Here is a 16720-nt window from a genome sequence, read left to right on the forward strand (position 1 = left end):
CTAGCCGTCAAGCATTTGACGGTGCACATTTTTGGTGGCGTGTCGTATCCTTAAAGTTCAACTTAAAGCTTAAACTGGGGTTTCATCCCCACTTCAGCCCTGCCTGACGGTGGGCATAGCGGGGTTCGAGACGTTCCAATTTCCCTCGCGTCCCAACACAATTCGGGTCGCCTCGGCCTTCTCGTCCGCCCTATCGGCGGAGCCCCAATACACAGCCTGATTAGGGAAGAAGAGACGAATACTATCCGCCGACTCGGCCTCGATCCCCTCCAGCTTCCCGCGCAGATCATCCGAAAGCGCAGTCAGAGCCTTCGTCGCCGCGTCGATAGCCCGGGCGTCGTCCGCCTTGGTCTTCTTAAACTCCAAAGACCCTTCAGGCTTCACACCCGTCAAAAACACCTGCCCATTTTCGTCCACCACGTGCGGTGTGTCGCCATCCATGACGTAGCCGATGGCCTGGTGCTCGGTCACATCGACCGTCACCGTCGTGGGCCAGGAGCGCTTGACGGTCACCTTCTCCACCCACGGCACGGCTGATACGCCCTGGGCGGCTTCTGCCATGTTCAGGCGCAGCATGTTGTCGCCCGCGTTAATGGCGCTGGCCTCTCGGATCGCCTGCGGATCCGCGTTCGTCGTGCCCTGCACATCGATCTGCGACACCTTCACGATGGGCGCCGCATACGCGAGCACACCCAGCAGCACGACCAGCGCCACTAGCCCCGCGACCAGCCACTGCAGGCGCTTACGCGGCGTGTTCTGACCCTTCTGGCCCTTCGAGCTTCGCTGGTTCTTCTCGCTTCTTGCTCTTGACGCCCTACTCACCCGCGATCACCACGGTCCAGCTCCAGCAGAATCTCGTCCGCCAGCATCGTCACGGTGCCCGCGCCGATGGTCAGAACCATGTCGCCACGCTGCACCAGCCCGGCGACTACCCCGGCCACACGCGAGAAGTCAGGCTCGAAGACGCACTCGGTGGAGGCATCGATCTTGTCTCCAACAATCCGCGAATCCACGCCTTCCACCGGCTCCTCGCGGGCGCCGAAGATGTCCAGCAGCACCACCTGATCGGCCAAGGACAATGCCTCGGCGAACTCGTCGGCGAAGTTGATCGTGCGCGAGTAAAGGTGCGGCTGGAATACGGCCACGATGCGCCCACCGCGGGCTTCCACCCGCTGACGTGCGGCCGACAGGACGGCCGCGACCTCGGTCGGGTGGTGCGCGTAGTCGTCGTAGACTTCCACGTCCTGGCGGGTGCCGTGGTACTCAAAGCGGCGGCGAACGCCGTCGAAACCACCGACGCCCGCGATGACTTTCTCCACGTCCGCGCCCAGCAGCACACTGCCCAGCACGGCCGCAGTTGCGTTCAACACCATGTGGATGCCCGGAATGGCCACGCGCAGCGAATAGGTGCCAGCGCCCTGCTGCGCGGCTCTGTTCACGGTCTCAGTCAGTCGCAAGGCGGAGACGGTGCCCTCGGCGGTAACCTCCGTGCTTTCGATGATCGCTGCTGGGGGCACAGAAGAGTGGGCGTCACAAGCCTCGGCAGTGCCATAACCAACAACGCTAAACGGCAAGGGCTCGCCGTCCTCGGCACCGGCGATAAGCTTCTCGGCAAGCGCGGCCGAACCCGGATCGTCGAGGCACGCGACCAGGAAGCCACCCGGCACAATGCGGTGGGCGAACTTCTCGAATACCTCCCGGTAGGCCGCTTCGGTCTTGAAGTAATCCAAGTGGTCGGGCTCGATGTTCGTGACCACCGCGATTTCGGGCGAATAGGATAGGAAGGAACCATCGGACTCGTCAGCCTCGGCTACGAAGATCTCGCCGGTGCCGTTATGGGCATTCGTTCCCGCGCGATTCAGCTGGCCGCCGATGGCAAAGGAAGGATCCTGCCCCGCAGCCTGCAGCGCCGCCACAGCCATCGACGTCGTAGAGGTCTTGCCGTGCGTACCCGCCAGCAGGAAAGCACGACGATCCTGCAGCAACAGCGCCAGGATGTCGGAGCGGCGGAGCACCGGAATGCCTGCCTCGCGGGCGCCGACGAGTTCCGGATTATCCTGCGGAATCGCGGCGAAGGAGGTGACGACCACCGTCGGCGCCTCCCCCAGCAGGCGCAGATTCTCCTTTGCATGCCCGACCTGGATCTGCGCGCCGGCCGCGCGCAGCGCCATGATGCTGCGCGACTCCTTCATGTCCGACCCGCTGACCTGGTAGCCGCGGTCCAGCAGGATGCGGGCGATACCGGACATGCCGGCACCGCCGATGCCCACCATGTGCACGCGGGAGAGGTCCGTGGTCTGAGGCTGCTCGCTCATCGTGGAAGATGCCTTTCTGGAAGGAGGGGGTACAAAGAATTTGTTATGGGGGCTAGGGCTAAGCTTCGGCTGCTGCGATGATCTTTTCGGCGATCTTCTCGGCAGCGTCCCTGTGGCCCGCGGCCAGCGTTGCCAGGCTGGCGGCGTGCCAGCGGGTTTCGTCGCGCAGCAACGGGATGACTTCCTGGGAAACGCGGTGGCCGGTAAGCTCGGCATCCTTGATGATCACTCCGCCACCGGCGTGGGTGATCGGGCGGACGTTGAGCTCCTGCTCGCCGTTGCCGTGCGGCAGCGGCACGTAAATTCCCGGCAGGCCGACGGCGGAGACCTCGGCCACGGTCATTGCGCCTGAGCGGCACAGGATCGCATCCGCGGCGGCGAGAGCCAGATCCATGCGCTCGATGTACGGCACGGCCACGTAGGGAGGTGTGCCCTCCTTCACCGCTGTGGGCAGCTCAACCTCGTTCTTCTTGCCGTAGGCGTGCAGCACACCGATGCCCGCGTCCTGCAGGGTCTTCGCCGCATCCACCACTGCGTTGTTAATGCTGCGCGCGCCCTGCGAACCGCCGGTGACCAGCAGCAGCGGAGCTTCCGGATCCACGCCGAAGAACTCGCGAGCTTCCGCGCGCAGGGCCTTGCGATCCATCTTCAGCACGGATTCGCGCACGGGGATGCCCACGATCTCGGCATCCAGGCCAGAATCCTCCACCGCGGCCAGGCCAGTTCCGCCCAGCTTCACGCCCAGCTTGTTGGCCACGCCCGCGCGGGCATTGGCCTCGTGGACGAAGAAAGGGATCTTCAAAGAGCGTGCGGCCAGGTAGGCCGGGGCGGAAACATAGCCGCCGAAGCCGATAACCACGTCGGCCTCCACCTCGCGCAGCACCCGCTTCGTCTCCTTCAGAGCCTTGCGCAGGCGCAGCGGCAGCGTAGCCAGGTCCTTGTTCACCTTGCGCGGCACCGGCACCGGAGGGATCAGCTCCAGGTCGAAGCCGCGTGCCGGCACCAAGGTGGTCTCCAGGCCACGGGTGGTGCCCAGCGCGGTGATGCGCGCGTCGGGGCGCTGCGCGCGAACTGCCTCTGCCACGGCCATGGCGGGTTCAATGTGCCCGGCCGTTCCGCCGCCGGCAACGACGACTGATAGCTTCCGGTCGGCTTCTGGCTTCGGGTTCACTTTGGCTAGCGCCTCCTGTGTCGGTTATCGATAGTTCTGCGAGTCTTGCGCGCCCTCGGCGGCCCCGCCTCGTCCGCGCGGTGGCGGCTACGCGGCATTGGCTTCGGTGTCGCAGTGGGCGGCAGGTCCTGCCTTCGCACTCCATCGTAGCCACGCAGGCGCGACTCGCCGCCGACGCGACGGATGGACTGCTCCACCCGGTCGCGTTCGCGGCGGACGTCCTGGCTCCCCCGGCCAGCGCTCGCCCGCTGTCGGGTAACTGGCTCGCCGTAGCTATAGGCCGTCTCGCGGCGCTCGTTCCGGCGCTGCTCGCCCGCCTTGTAACCCTGCGGCTCCGGCAGCAGGAGAATGCGGTCGATGAGCGGTCGGCCTTCGTGCTGCATGGAGGAGACCGTCTCGGGCTCGTTACGGGCACAGTTGCACAGCAGCCCCATGGAAATGAGGGTGATGATCGCCGACGAACCGCCGGCGGAGATCAGCGGCAGCTGGATGCCAGTCACCGGCAGCAGACCCACAACGTAGCCCATGTTGAAGAAAGCCTGCACGGAAATACCGATGGTCAGCGTTGCCGCCAGCAGCCGCAGGAAAGGATCCTTTTGCGCCAGGGCTGTGCGAATCCCGAACCAGGCCAGCATTCCAAACAGGAACACAACGAAGAGTGCGCCAAGAAGCCCCAGCTCCTCGCCCACAATGGCAAAAATAAAATCATTCTTTGCTTCTGGCAGGTAGAACCACTTTGCTCGGGACTGTCCCAAACCGACGCCGAACATCCCACCATCAGACAGAGACAAAATGCCCTGGTGGGAATGGTAGGCCGCACCTTGGGTCGTGGACTCGCTGAAGTTCAGCGTCAGGGCGTCCTTCCACGTCTTAATACGATCACCGCGGAAGCTCTGACGGGTGATCGCATACACGCCCAGCACCGCGACTGCCCCCAGCACCCAGGTGATCACTCGACGGCTAACGCCGGCGAAGATAATGAGCGCGGCGACCACGATGCCCACGGAGAACATCATGCCGAGGTCCTTCTGTAACAGCACCAGCATCACAATCGCAGTGCTTACGGCCAAGAAGGCACCGAGGCCGGTATTAAGGCGCTGCGTGGCGCGTGCTCGGTAAGAAACGGTCGCTGCGCCCCACACCGCCAGCGCTAACTTCGCCACCTCAGAGGGCTGCACGCCAACGGGGCCAATACGGATCCACGAGTTAGAACCGACCTCGTCGCCGCCGATGCCAACTCCGGGGATGAGCACCGCTATCAGCATCACAATCGCAACTACCAGCAGCCACGGGGAATACCTGCGAATCGTCTCCGGGCGCATCCGTAGCGCCACCCACATAGCCACCAATCCGAGGAATACGACCACGGCCTGCTTAATAAACTCACCAAAGACGCTCGCGCCGCTGGCATAGGAAGTCACCATCGACGACGACAGCACCATGACGAGCCCCAGGATGGTCAGGCACGCCGTGACGACCATCAGCACCTTGTAGTTCAGCTGCGGGGTGGCCAGCTGAGCGGTGAACTTGCGGTGCAGGGATGCCAAGCCGCGCTCGGCGCCAGATTCCTGGTTCGCGGCCTTGCGCTCCGGCTCGGGTCGCTCACCGTGCGGGCTGTTCTCCCCTGCGCCGGGGATGCGCCGGCGCTTCGAATTGGACGTCGGAGTGGACATCGCGCGCCTATCCCCTTTCCTGTGTTGCTTGAGTCTCTTGGGCCTCTTGGGCCTTTTGTTCGGCTGTATCGGCCCCAGCATATGCCACCGCATACTGGGCGAACAGGTCGCCACGCTGGCTCATGCCGGTGTACATATCCAGCGACGCTGCCGCCGGGGCCAGCACCACGCTGTCGCCGGGTTGCGCCAACCCGTGGGCGGCGCGGGCGACGGCACGCATCGCTTCTTCTGGATCGGTGGCGTCAATAACAGTGACCGGCAGGTCGGGCAGCTGCCGCGACACTTCCGCGACGAGCTCCGCGCGATCCACGCCCAGGGCCACGACTGCCTTGAGAGCGCCGCCGACCGCCCGAATTAGCCCGTCGACCGCGGCACCCTTCAGCTGTCCGCCGGCAACCCAGATCACGTTGCGCTGGCCCCGCAGCGCGGCCTCGGCGGCGTGCGGGTTGGTGGCCTTCGAGTTATCGATCCAGGTAACGCCTCCGTGCTCTAGCACAACCTGCCCGCGGTGTGCCTGCACCTTGAATCCGGCCAGCGCGGCTTCGATAGCCGCCGGAGCCACGCCCAGCGCACGCGCCATCGCCGCACTCGCCGCGGCATCGGCAAGCCCTGCAGGTCCGGGAGGGCTAATCCCCTGCGCCGGAGCGAGGCCCGTGGTTTGGCTCGGGTCGTCGATGACGACCTCGATCAGCCGCCCGTCGCGCACCCCGACTACTCGTTCCGTGTTTTCTGACGCCACCTCTTCAGGGTCGTGAATCGTGTACCCACGGCGAGCCGCGACCTGGCGAGCGCGTGCGGTGGCCACAACGTCTGAGTCGTCCAGGGCCAGGACAGACTCCTCAGCGGTCAAGACCTGTGCCTTGTCCGCGCAATAGTTGTCGTAGCTCCCGTGCCAATCCAGGTGGTCTTCGGCGAGGTTCAGAATGCAGCCAACGGCGGGCTCGAACATGGGCGCCCAGTGCAGCTGGAAGCTCGATACCTCGGCGACAAAGACGTCGGAGCGGGGTTCGCCACGGTGCTGGCCAGCCAGGGCGGCGGAAGGGGCGATGCCAATGTTGCCCACAGCCAGGGCAGCGCGCCCATCGGCGATCAGCATGGAGGTCAGCATCGCCGTAGTGGTGGTCTTACCATTCGTTCCCGTCACCGCCAGCCATGTGCGGGGCTCGCCGAAGGCCCCGGCCTGGTCCGCCAGCCAGGCTGCGGCAATATCCCCGATCACGGGAATGCCCAGCTCGGTGGCGCGGGCCAGCAGCGGGGACTCGGGCTTCCAGCCCGGGGAGGTCACGACGAGTCTCGGCGCCAGGTCTTCTAGGGAGTCGATGGCCTCGGAGACATTCAGCAGCCGCAGTTCCGTCTCCCCATCGTCGGCGATGTGGCCAAGCGCCTGCGCGTTGTCGTCTGCCACCAGGACCGACCGGGCGCCGAGGGCGCAGAGCATGGAGATCACACCCCGCCCGGCCACGCCCGCACCCGCGACCAGCACGGTCTGGGTGCGCATGGTCTCTAGGGCGTCTGCGGGCTGAAGTGCGTGTGTCGATTCCACGGCTGGATTGTCCTTACATTGCTAGCGAATTGTGGGTTTGCGGGCCTGCCACCGGCAGGCCTAGAAGCTGGCGCCGTTGAGCCACTCCGCGTAGAAGATGGCGAAACCGGACATCGCAGCCAGCGCGGCGAGCAGCCAGAAGCGGATAACGACGGTGGTCTCCGCCCACCCCTTGTTCTCGAAGTGGTGGTGGATCGGCGCCATGCGAAACACGCGCTTGCCGGTGGCCTTGAAGGAGATCACCTGGATCACCACGGACGCGGCCTCGATGACGAAAATGATGCCGACCAGGATCATCAGCAGCTCGGTCTGCGTCGTGATGGACAGGCCGGCCACCAGGCCGCCCAGAGCCAACGAGCCGGTATCGCCCATAAAGATTTTCGCCGGAGCCGCGTTCCACCACAGGAAGCCCAGGCAGGCGCCCAGGCCAGCGGAGGCCAGCATCGACAAATCCAACGGGTCGCGTACCGCGTAGCAGGCGGTCGCTGCGCTGATGGTGCAGGAGTTACGGAACTGCCAGAAGGTGATCAGCACGTAGGTGCCCATCACCATCGCGGTCACGCCACTTGCCAGGCCATCCAGGCCGTCGGTGAGGTTCACTGCATTCGACCAGGCGGAAATCACCAAGTAGATGAAGATCAGGAACAGAACCATGCCCACGATAGCCGCCCCAATGGCGATGTCGAACGTCGCAATATCGCGGACGAACGACAGGTGCGTGGAGCCCGGGGTGAGCCCGTGCGCGTTCGGGAACTGCAGGATCAGCAGGCCAAAGACAATCGCGGTAACCAGCTGCCCGACGAGCTTCGCCTTCGCGTTCAGTCCCAGGTTCCGCCCCTTCACCAGCTTGATGTAGTCATCGGCGAAGCCCAGCCCGCCGAGGGCCAGGGTCAGCCCGAGCACCAGCCAGCCGCTGACGCCCGGCCCGGCGCCGGTGGTTATGAGCCCCACCAGCACGGCCACCAGGTAGCCGAACACGATGCCCGCCAGCACGGCGATGCCGCCCATGGTGGGGGTGCCGCGCTTCTTAAAGTGCGACTTCGGCCCCTCCTCGCGGATCTCCTGGCCCAGTCCTTCGGCGGAGAACCAACGGATCAGCACCGGGGTCAGCAGTACGGACACAAGGAAAGCAACCGCACCTGCGATAAAGATTTGCAACATGGGATTTTTAAGCTCCTTGGTCCTCGCCGATGAGCAGTCCTTCTGCTACCGCCCATAGTCCGTCTGAATACGATGCCTTGATCAGCACCGCATCCTGCGGGTTCAAACTCATGTCTAGGTAGTTCACCGCACCGTCGATGTTCTCGACGACCTGCGTTTCTACCCCGCTCTCCCGGGCAGCCTCGGCCAGCGCGCGCTGGTTCACCCCGTTGCCCACGATGACCGCGTGGTCGATGCGGCGTTGCGCCAGCACGTGGCCGAGCTCGGCGTGCTCTTCGCTTGCGTCCTCGCCCAGCTCGCCCATCTGCCCCAGCACAGCCCAGCTTTCCGCCTCGGGGCGGCCCTTGGCTGTATAGGCCAGCGCGTCGATTCCCGCCCGCATAGATTCGGGGTTGGCATTGTAGGAATCGTTGATGATGGTCACCCCATCGGATTCGCGGGTGCGCACGTCCATGCGGTTCACGCTGGCGGCGACGTGAGAGCTCAGTAGGGATGCAACCGTGGCGGCGTCAATACCCAACTCGATACCAACCGCCGCGGCGGCGAGCGCGTTCGAGACCTGGTGGGCGCCGAACACCGAAAGCTCCACGCGCACCGGCTGACCTGCCGGGTGGTGCAGCATAAAGCTGGCGCGGGCCACGGCATCGAGCTCGATGTCGGTGGCATAGTAATCCGCCGGAACACCCGCGGCACCCGTCGCGCCCTCCGTGGAGAAGCGCACAACGCGCGCCGCGGTGCGCTTATCCATCGCCGCGACCTTGTCGTCGTCGGCGTTCAGTACGGCCAGGCCACCCTCGGCGGCGGCTGGCAGCGCCTCCACGAGCTCGCCCTTCGCCTGCGCGATGGCCTGGCGGGAACCGAACTCGCCCAAGTGGGCGCTGCCGACGTTCAACACCACGCCCACGCGCGGTGGAGTGACGGTCGTCAGGTGCTGGATGTGGCCCACGCCGCGGGCGGACATCTCACTGACGAGAAAGCGCGTGTCGCGGCCGGCACGCAGGGCGGTGTACGGCAGGCCGATCTCATTGTTGAAGCTGCCGGGCGGGGCGACGGTCTCCCCCGCCTCGCGCAGCACCGCGCCGATCAGGTCCTTCGTGGAGGTCTTGCCCGCGGAGCCGGTCACGCCAACGACGACCATGCCCTCCTCGGCGGCCAGCACGTCGGTGTTGTAGCGCGCGAGCTTGTCCACGGCAGCCAGCACTGCGGCGCCGTGGCCTTCCACGTCGAATTCAAAGGCGGTGGCGTTGGAGGTCTGCTCGTTGACCTCCACCGGAGCGGCCAGCAGCGCGGGCTGCTCCACCTGACGGCCGACGATCAGTAGCGCGGCGCCGTTCTGCAGTGCAGCGTCGGCGAAGTCGTGCCCGTCGGCGCGGGCTCCGGGCAGGGCCATGAAGATCGCGCCAGGGGTGATCTTGCGCGAGTCGAACTCCGCCGGGCCGGTCACTACGGCCTGCGGGTCCACGTCGTTAATCAGCGTGCTGCCCGTTACCTCGGCGATTTTCTGGGTTGTTAGTTCAATCATCGCTTCTGCCTACCTTCACCATTATCTGCCTCACGCTCTTGCCGCACCCGGTTCTTCAGGGCCGCCGCCAGCTCCTCCACATCGTCGAAGGGGTGCATCGTACCGGCCACCAACTGGCCCTTTTCGTGCCCCTTGCCGGCCACGACCACCGCGTCTCCGGGGCGTGCCCACGCCACAGCCGCGGCGATGGCCTCTGCACGGTCGGGCACGATCTCGCACACGGTCTCGCCGTCTGTTGGTTGTTCTTGTTCCTTCTTTTGGACGCCCTCTCGCGCCCCCGCGTAGATAGCCTCCCTAATCGCGGAAGGTTCCTCATCCCGAGGGTTGTCATCCGTGACGAACACCGCATCCGCCAGTTCCGCGGCGATGCGGCCCATAATCGCGCGCTTGTCGTGGTCGCGGTTTCCGCCGGCCCCGAGGACGATGCCGATGCGGGCTTCCGGGTCCGGCAGGTAGTCGTGCAAGCTGCCCAACACGGCCTGAACCGCGCCCGGCTTGTGCGCATAGTCAACCATCGCCAGGAAGTCCTGGCCCTCCTCGACCAGCTGCATGCGGCCGGGCACCTGCACGTCCTTCAGGGCCTGTACGGCGGCGCTGTCGCTGGTCAGCGGGTCTCCCATGGCGGTCTCGATGCAGGCCAGCGCCACCAAGCTGTTGGCCTGGTTGAAGGAGCCAGCCATACCGATGCTGTAATCCAGCTCGCGGGGTTCGGCGCCGCCGGCGATGGACAGGCGAATGTGCTGACGACCGCTAGGGGTCACTTCGGCGGAGACAATGGACCATACCGGCCCACCAGTTTCGGCCGCATGGTCACCACCCTGGGGGTACAGCGCGACGGTCGGCGAGTGCTCCGCGGCGATGGCGCGCATGCGCTCGCCCCACTCGTCCTCGCAGCAGATCACAGCGGTGCCTGGAACGCTACCGTCCTCCACGCGCTCGAACAGCAGCGCCTTCGCCTGGAAGTAGTCCTCCATCGTCGGGTGGAAATCCAGGTGATCCTGGCTCAAGTTCGTAAACGCCACCACGTCGAAGTGCACCCCGCGCACACGCCCCAGCTGCAGGGCGTGGCTGGAGACCTCCATCACCAGGTGCGTGGCGCCCTCAGCAACCATGCGCGCCAGCAGGGCCTGCAGGGTGGGAGCCTCCGGGGTGGTCAGTGAGGTCGGAATGGGCTGGCCATTGATGCGGGTGCCGGTGGTGCCGATCAGCCCCACTTTCAGCCCCGAATCCAGCAGAGCCTTCTCCACCAGGTAGCTGGTGGTGGTCTTGCCGGACGTGCCGGTGATGCCAATGGTCTTCAGCTGGCGTGCCGGGTGGCCATAAACCTCCGCAGACACGGCGCCCATCCACTCGCGAACGTCGTCGACGACGATGCACGGTAGCGGCGTAGGGGCGTCATCAATAATGCGCTGTCCTGCGGCGTCGGTAAGAACGGCGGCGGCCTTGCTATCCGCGGCGAAGGTCGCGCCGTGGACCTTCGAACCAGGAACGGCACAGAATAGGCCGCCCGGCTGCACATCATTAGAACCGATCGCGGCAGAGGTCACCTCCACACCCTCCCAGGGGCCGGTGAGGGTTCCTCCGCAGATTTCGGCGAGCTGCTTCAGCGATGTCATTGATTTGCCTCCAGCATCAGCTTTGGTCCTGCTTCCTTGGACAGTGGCACGTTGTAGTGGTCGAGCATCCACGCCATGATGTCGTGGAACAGAGGCGCCGCGCTGCCACCTGCGCCCCCGTCAGTACCGCGCTCGGGGTCATCCAGCATGATGCCCACCACGAAGCGGGGCTTGTCGGCGGGTGCGATACCCGCGAAGTTGATCCAGTACTTGGAGTTCGAATAGGCACCCGTGTCCGGGTCCACTTGCTGGGCCGTGCCCGTCTTGCCGGAAACCTGGTAGCCGTCGATGGCCGCTGGCGCGCCAGAGCCCTGCTGAACTCCGCTTTCGTCCTTCTGCGTCACCGCGCGGAACATGTCCACGGTCGTGCGGGCGGTCTCCGGGGAGACCACGCGGGTCTCCTTCACCGGGTCGGAGTCCAGCTCCGCGCCGTCAGAAGTGGTGATCTTGTTGATCAGCCGGGGCTCCACCCGCACGCCATCGTTGGCCAGCGCCTGGTAGATGCTGGTCATCTGCAGCAGGCTCATGGACATGCCCTGGCCGATCGGCAGGTTAGCAAAAGTGCCGCCGGACCACTGGTTCCGCTCCGGCATGTAGCCAGCAACCTCGTATGGCAATCCCACGCCCGCAGTCTGGCCCACACCGAACTTGCGGAAGTAGTCGTACATCTTGTCCTCGCCCACGCGCTCGGCGAGCATCAGGGTGCCGACGTTCGAGGACTTACCGAAGATGCCGGTGGTGGTGTACGGGACCTCGCCGTGGTCCCATGCATCCTTCACTGTCACGCCGGACATCTCGATGCTGCCGGGAACCTTAAGCACCTCATCCGGGGTGGTCTTGCCCTCCTGGATGGCTGCCGCGGCGGTCATGATCTTGGCCACGGAGCCAGGCTCGAAGGAATCGGCCGTGGCGCGATCGCCGAAGACCTTCTTGCGCTTCAGCTGCTTTTCGATGTCCCCGTTCGGGTCGATGGAATCGCTAGAGCCCATGGCGATGATCTCGCCGGTCTTCGAATCCAGCACGACGGCCGAGGCCGATTTTGCGCCCGACTTCTCCCGCGCCTGTTGCAATGCCTGCTGTACATAGGTCTGCGCGTCCAGGTCGATGGTCAACTCGTAGGAATCGCCGTTGACGGCCGGGTGCACATCGCGGGTAGACCCCGGAATCAGGTAGCCATCGCCTCCAATGTCCACGGTGCGCGAACCGTTGATGCCCTGCAGGCGCGCATCCTGGGAAAGCTCCAGGCCGAACTGCCCCTGGTTATCGGTACTGATCTTGCCGATCATGTTCTGCGCCACCGCACCGTTGGGGTATTGGCGCAGGTCCTGGCGTTCGACCGTGATCTCGGGGAATTCCTTGCCGACCTTCTCGGCAACGTCCGGGTCGACGTTGCGCACCAGCACCTGGTAATTCCTATCGCTGGTCAGTTTGTCGCGAATATCGTCTTCCTCGATATCGTCGCCTTCTTTATTGATCATCTCGGGCAGACGCTTGGCGATCTCTTCGATGCGCCGCTTGGGCTCGGGGTTCTCCTCGGGATTTTCTTCATAACTGTCCTGCATGCGCTTTTCGGCCTGCTTCGGGAGCACAGAGAGGCTGCGTGCGTCCATGGTGTAGGCCAGCACCTGGCCATTGCGATCCGTAATGCCTCCGCGCAGAGCCGGTTCGGTAATCACCGAAGTACGTTGCAGCTGCGCTTGATTAGACAGCGATGGGCCGGCAACCAGTTGTACCCAAGCAAGGCGCAGCATCAGGGCGAGAACCGTCAGGAAGATGACTAGGAACACAAGGCGTACGCGCTTGTTAAAGCGCGCGAAGGAGGTATCCAGGATCAACCACGAGTTAGAGTCAACCGTCCGCGGGGAGCGGCGGTCGTTGGGTGTGGACACGTGGTTGCCCTCCTTTCTATTCACTCTTGGTTATTGTCCCCGTAAATACGAAAACAGGCCGGGGTTGGCCCCGGCGTGTCTGAAGTTTTCGGTTCGCTGTCCGCGGTGACCTAGCGCGGTGCCGGGGCCGGGGCCTCAGCTGCAGGCGATGGAGCGGGAGCAGGTGCCGCCGGTGCAGGCGCCTGACCCGCCGGGCCGCCGGAGTACGGAAGACCACCGTTGCCCTGCGAGTTGTTACGGGGACCGATGACGTTTACATCCGGGGCGCGGTCACCTGCGAGGACCGGGTGATCCGGGTGCAGGCCCTCGACGCGTTCGGTCTTGTTCGGATCACTGGTTGCGCCACGACGCTTAGCTTCGCCGTTGACGTCGACGACTTCCTTGCCATCTTCAGCGTTGGCCGGGCGGGTTTCCTCGATTTTGCCGCCGCGATCCTCCAAAATTCCGGACTGGTTCGGGGTAACCATGCCCATCTCGCTGGCTTCCTTGGCGATGTTGGCGGAGGACTTCGCGTTGGCGACGTCCCGGTTCAGACTCTCGATCTCGTTTTCCAACGTGGTGCTTCGAGACTGCGCATCGGAGATCTGGAACGACTGCTTAGTCGTGACGGCGGACAGCGCCATGATGGAAACCACGCCGAGGATGAAAACAGTAACCGCCAGCACGATTCGGCGGGTGAGCTTCGGGTTCCCGCGCTCCAGGGCAATGATGCGCCGTCCGCGGACCGAGACCTGCTGGCGCGAGCCCACCCGGCTACCGCCGAAGCGGCGAGTGCTGCGCCCCGGGGCGCTGGTGCGGTTGGCATCCCAGGCACTTCCGCGGCGGGTCGGCTCGGCGGTGCGCTGGCTAGAGCGCGCCGGGCGAGCCTTGGCGCGTGAGCGGTCGGCAGCGCCGCGACCGGCTACGGTGGTGCGATCGCGGTCGGTGTGCTGGCCTCGGGTGCGGATGGTGCCTGGTGCTGTCATGTGATTCCTTCCGAAGTTTCGGCAGGTTCGGGGCTGTTTCTATCAGTGGTATTTGGGGGGGTTTTGCTTAGCTAACTGGGCGTGTCCAGCGGAAATGTTGTTTTTCCTCTGTCGCTGACCCTGCTGTAGGCTCTCACCCTCACGGGGGCGGCCCGGGAGTTCTGCTCGATCTCCACCTCGCTGGCCTTCTCTGCCCCGCGGGTTTTGAGCTCGAACTCGGCTTCCATGCCGGGCAGCTCCATCGGCAACCCCGGCGGGGTCTTTGATGTGCTGAGCTGCATCAATGCCTTCTTGACGATCTTGTCCTCCAGCGACTGGTAGCTCATGAACACGCCGACGGCGCCGACATGTAGCCAGCGGGAGATCTCGGGGATCAGGTTCTCCAGCGACTCGAGTTCCGCGTTCACCTCGACGCGCAGCGCTTGGAAGGTGCGTTTCGCCGGGTGCCCGCCGGTGCGGCGCGACGCTGCCGGGATGGTTGCGTACAGCAGCTCCACCAGCCGCGCGGAGTTCTCGAAGGGTTGCTTCTCGCGCTCGCGGACGACGGCGGAGGCGATCTTGCCCGCGAAGCGCTCGTCGCCGTAGGTCTTCAGGATGCGCGCGATCTCGCCGTGGCTGTAGGTGTTGAGGATTTCGGCGGCGGTCAGCGGGCTACTGGGATCCATGCGCATATCCAGCGGCGCGTCTACCGCGTAGGCGAATCCGCGTTCCGGCTGGTCCAGCTGCATGGAGGACACTCCGAGGTCGAACAGAAACCCGGAGATGCCGTGCTCCCGCACGCTGGCCGGGAGCTTGCCCTGCTCCATCAGGTCCTCCAGCGCTTCGGTTACTCCATCGAAGCGGGTCTGGTAGGAAACGAAGCGGCCCCCGAAGCGCGCCAGGCGCTCATTGGCCTCCGCCAGGGCGTTGGGGTCGCGGTCTAGGCCGACGACGGTTGCGTGGGGAAAGGCGTCCAAAAAGGCCTCGCTATGGCCACCGGCGCCGAGGGTGCCATCGACGATGACGGGGTGGGCGGGCGCGTTTTCGCTGTTCACACCCAGCCCCACGAGCTCGACCATGCGGTCGCGCATGACTGGGGTATGGCCGTGCTTTTCGCGCTGCTCGGTACCGTGCTCTTCCTTCATCGATGTTCCCTCCTTCCTTCACTGCGTTTCTTGGGGCTCTATGTAGTTCATGTGCCACATAGATACTTATGTGACTCAAAAGCTAAAGGAGCGCGTACAGGGCCTCACCTGCGTGGGTGCGGGCTTGACATTGGGGAAGTACGTCAAGATTCCGCGTCGTCCACGCAGGTAAGGGCCTGCGCACACTCCGTTTTCACTATGAATTTGTCTTATCTGGTCAAGCGCTAAGGCCTTCGGGGCTACAGGAATGTCGCCAACACTTCGTCGTCGCCGTCAGAGAAATCCTCTTCGTGCTCCGCGCTGTACTCGGCCCAGCTTTCGGCGTCCCAAATCTCAATGAAGTCGACGTTGCCGATCACAACGCATTCCTTCGTCAGCCCCGCGTAGTCCCGGTGCATCGCCGAGACTGAGATGCGCCCCTGCGAATCGAGGGTTTGCTCGTCGGCACTGGCCGCCAGGTTGCGCACGAAGGCGCGAGCTTTCGGGTTTGTGCGTGAGGCTTCAGCCGCCTTCTTCGCCCGCACCAGAAACTCTGCCTTGGGGTACACAGCCAGGCTGCGATCCTGCCCTTTCACGACCATCAGGCCGTCACCGAGCTCTTCCCGAAACTTTGCTGGCAGGGTCAGTCGACCCTTGTCGTCCAGCTTCGGCGTGAAGGTGCCGAAAAACATACATCGGCCCCTTTCTGTTGGAAGATCTCTTGCTTTCTATCGCCGTTTTTGCCGTAGGTAGCGGACTGTTACTAGCCCTGACCAGTGGTTTCGCTATGAAGTTTGGAGTTGTTGGCACAGCTTTGTTCCAACGAGCCCCACTTTACCCCACTCTCCCCCACAAACTCCACAACACGAGGTGTTTGTGCGCATCTTTTCTCAATATTCTTCACATCAACAACGTTCAAGCTGGACTTTACCCCTTCGCCCCTCACCCCTTCACACACGACCCCTCACCCTTCTTTCTTTGTGACGCCACCATTCCCCCACCCCTTCACCTCAGCCAACTGAGACATTTGCGCAGCTAGGAATATTCAAGCCATCCCTCTGCCGACGCTTGGACGCTCCCGTCCACAACACCAGAGAGATCAAAAAGGCTTGAGGTGGGGCAAAGTGGGGAGAATCCCCCTGGTTTCGACTGGATACGACAAAACCACCGTCCTCCATGCATGGAGGACGGTGGTTCCTGAAGTTAGATCTAACTAGCGGGCTTGACCTAGCGCTCGAAGCGGCGACGGAAGCTATCTTCCATCTTGTCGCCGATGCCACCGGAGTGGCCCGAGCCAGCCTTCTTCGCCACACCGGGCTTGCCGCTCTTGGAAGACTTGGAGCGCTTGATGGCCGCAGTCTCCGGATCATCGTTGGACTGGAATGCCAGAAGGCCGCCGCCAAACATGATCAGGAACCCGAGCACACTCAGCGCCACGAACCACAGCGAGAGCTGAGCCGCGGCAATGCCGCCAACCATCACCGCAAGGCCAAGGACAATGAGCGCAATCGAGCGGATGTTGAAGCTGATCGTCTGTTCGCCGCTACTGGAAGCCTGCTTTGCCAAGCGCGGATCCTCGGCGATCAACGCCCGTTCGATCTCCGCGAGCATCCTCTGCTCTTGCTCCGATAGAGCCATCGCGACCTCCCAAATGTTTGCGGCTATTCTTCCTAACGCTTAAGACGTAAAGAAAGTTTCCAGCCCGGGCGAGCTCCGCCCACTTCTCACCCATCCACCCTACATCAACCTGCGGTTTTCAAAC

The 16720-nt window shown here is 64.1% G+C and carries 13 protein-coding genes; all 13 read right to left on the bottom strand.

Annotated elements, in window-relative coordinates; genetic code table 11:
* Positions 1-93: 93 nt before the first annotated feature.
* The 13 genes from QKE30_RS03650 to QKE30_RS03710 all read right to left on the bottom strand — a co-directional run bounded on the left by QKE30_RS03650 (position 94) and on the right by QKE30_RS03710 (position 16596).
* The gene (locus QKE30_RS03650) at positions 94-822 is read right to left on the bottom strand and encodes an FtsQ-type POTRA domain-containing protein (RefSeq protein WP_239201393.1); all 729 of its coding nucleotides are present in this window, start codon (positions 820-822) and stop codon (positions 94-96) included.
* Positions 819-2315, bottom strand: coding sequence for a UDP-N-acetylmuramate--L-alanine ligase (gene murC / locus QKE30_RS03655; RefSeq protein WP_347934134.1), 1497 nt, complete (start codon positions 2313-2315; stop codon positions 819-821). Before murC ends, QKE30_RS03650 begins: the two co-directional genes overlap by 4 nt.
* A gap of 58 nt (positions 2316-2373) precedes the next feature.
* Complete coding sequence (gene murG, locus QKE30_RS03660; protein WP_239201389.1) at positions 2374-3486, bottom strand: undecaprenyldiphospho-muramoylpentapeptide beta-N-acetylglucosaminyltransferase; 1113 nt, start codon at positions 3484-3486, stop codon at positions 2374-2376.
* Between the two features lie 5 nt (positions 3487-3491).
* Positions 3492-5159, bottom strand: coding sequence for a putative lipid II flippase FtsW (gene ftsW, locus QKE30_RS03665; protein ID WP_347934135.1), 1668 nt, complete (start codon positions 5157-5159; stop codon positions 3492-3494).
* Positions 5160-5166: 7 nt separating this feature from the next.
* Positions 5167-6657 (bottom strand): UDP-N-acetylmuramoyl-L-alanine--D-glutamate ligase, encoded by a 1491-nt coding sequence (gene murD, locus QKE30_RS03670; RefSeq protein ID WP_347934189.1) that lies wholly within the window; start codon positions 6655-6657, stop codon positions 5167-5169.
* Between the two features lie 105 nt (positions 6658-6762).
* On the bottom strand, positions 6763-7863 hold the full coding sequence (gene mraY, locus QKE30_RS03675) for a phospho-N-acetylmuramoyl-pentapeptide-transferase (protein WP_239201386.1): 1101 nt from the start codon (positions 7861-7863) through the stop codon (positions 6763-6765).
* Positions 7864-7870: 7 nt separating this feature from the next.
* On the bottom strand, positions 7871-9385 hold the full coding sequence (gene murF, locus QKE30_RS03680; protein WP_239201384.1) for a UDP-N-acetylmuramoyl-tripeptide--D-alanyl-D-alanine ligase: 1515 nt from the start codon (positions 9383-9385) through the stop codon (positions 7871-7873).
* Entirely contained in the window at positions 9382-11001 is a 1620-nt protein-coding gene (locus tag QKE30_RS03685) for a UDP-N-acetylmuramoyl-L-alanyl-D-glutamate--2,6-diaminopimelate ligase (RefSeq protein WP_239201382.1), read from the bottom strand. The genes murF and QKE30_RS03685 overlap by 4 nt, the downstream gene beginning before the upstream one ends.
* Positions 10998-12890 carry a penicillin-binding protein 2 gene (locus tag QKE30_RS03690; protein WP_239201380.1) on the bottom strand — a complete coding sequence of 631 codons (1893 nt, stop codon included), beginning with the start codon at positions 12888-12890 and terminating at the stop codon, positions 10998-11000. The genes QKE30_RS03685 and QKE30_RS03690 overlap by 4 nt, the downstream gene beginning before the upstream one ends.
* Positions 12891-13000: 110 nt before the next feature.
* A complete protein-coding gene (locus QKE30_RS03695; RefSeq protein ID WP_239201378.1) occupies positions 13001-13855 on the bottom strand; it encodes a hypothetical protein in 855 nt (284 codons plus the stop codon).
* A 71-nt stretch (positions 13856-13926) separates the two neighbouring features.
* Positions 13927-14979 carry a 16S rRNA (cytosine(1402)-N(4))-methyltransferase RsmH gene (gene rsmH / locus QKE30_RS03700; RefSeq protein WP_239201376.1) on the bottom strand — a complete coding sequence of 351 codons (1053 nt, stop codon included), beginning with the start codon at positions 14977-14979 and terminating at the stop codon, positions 13927-13929.
* Positions 14980-15218: 239 nt separating this feature from the next.
* A complete protein-coding gene (gene mraZ, locus QKE30_RS03705; RefSeq protein ID WP_239201372.1) occupies positions 15219-15650 on the bottom strand; it encodes a division/cell wall cluster transcriptional repressor MraZ in 432 nt (143 codons plus the stop codon).
* Between the two features lie 535 nt (positions 15651-16185).
* Positions 16186-16596 carry a DUF3040 domain-containing protein gene (locus QKE30_RS03710; protein ID WP_239201363.1) on the bottom strand — a complete coding sequence of 137 codons (411 nt, stop codon included), beginning with the start codon at positions 16594-16596 and terminating at the stop codon, positions 16186-16188.
* Between the last annotated feature and the right edge of the window lie 124 nt (positions 16597-16720).

The organism is Corynebacterium sp. c24Ua_83 (assembly GCF_039907245.1).
In the GTDB taxonomy this organism is placed as follows: domain Bacteria; phylum Actinomycetota; class Actinomycetes; order Mycobacteriales; family Mycobacteriaceae; genus Corynebacterium.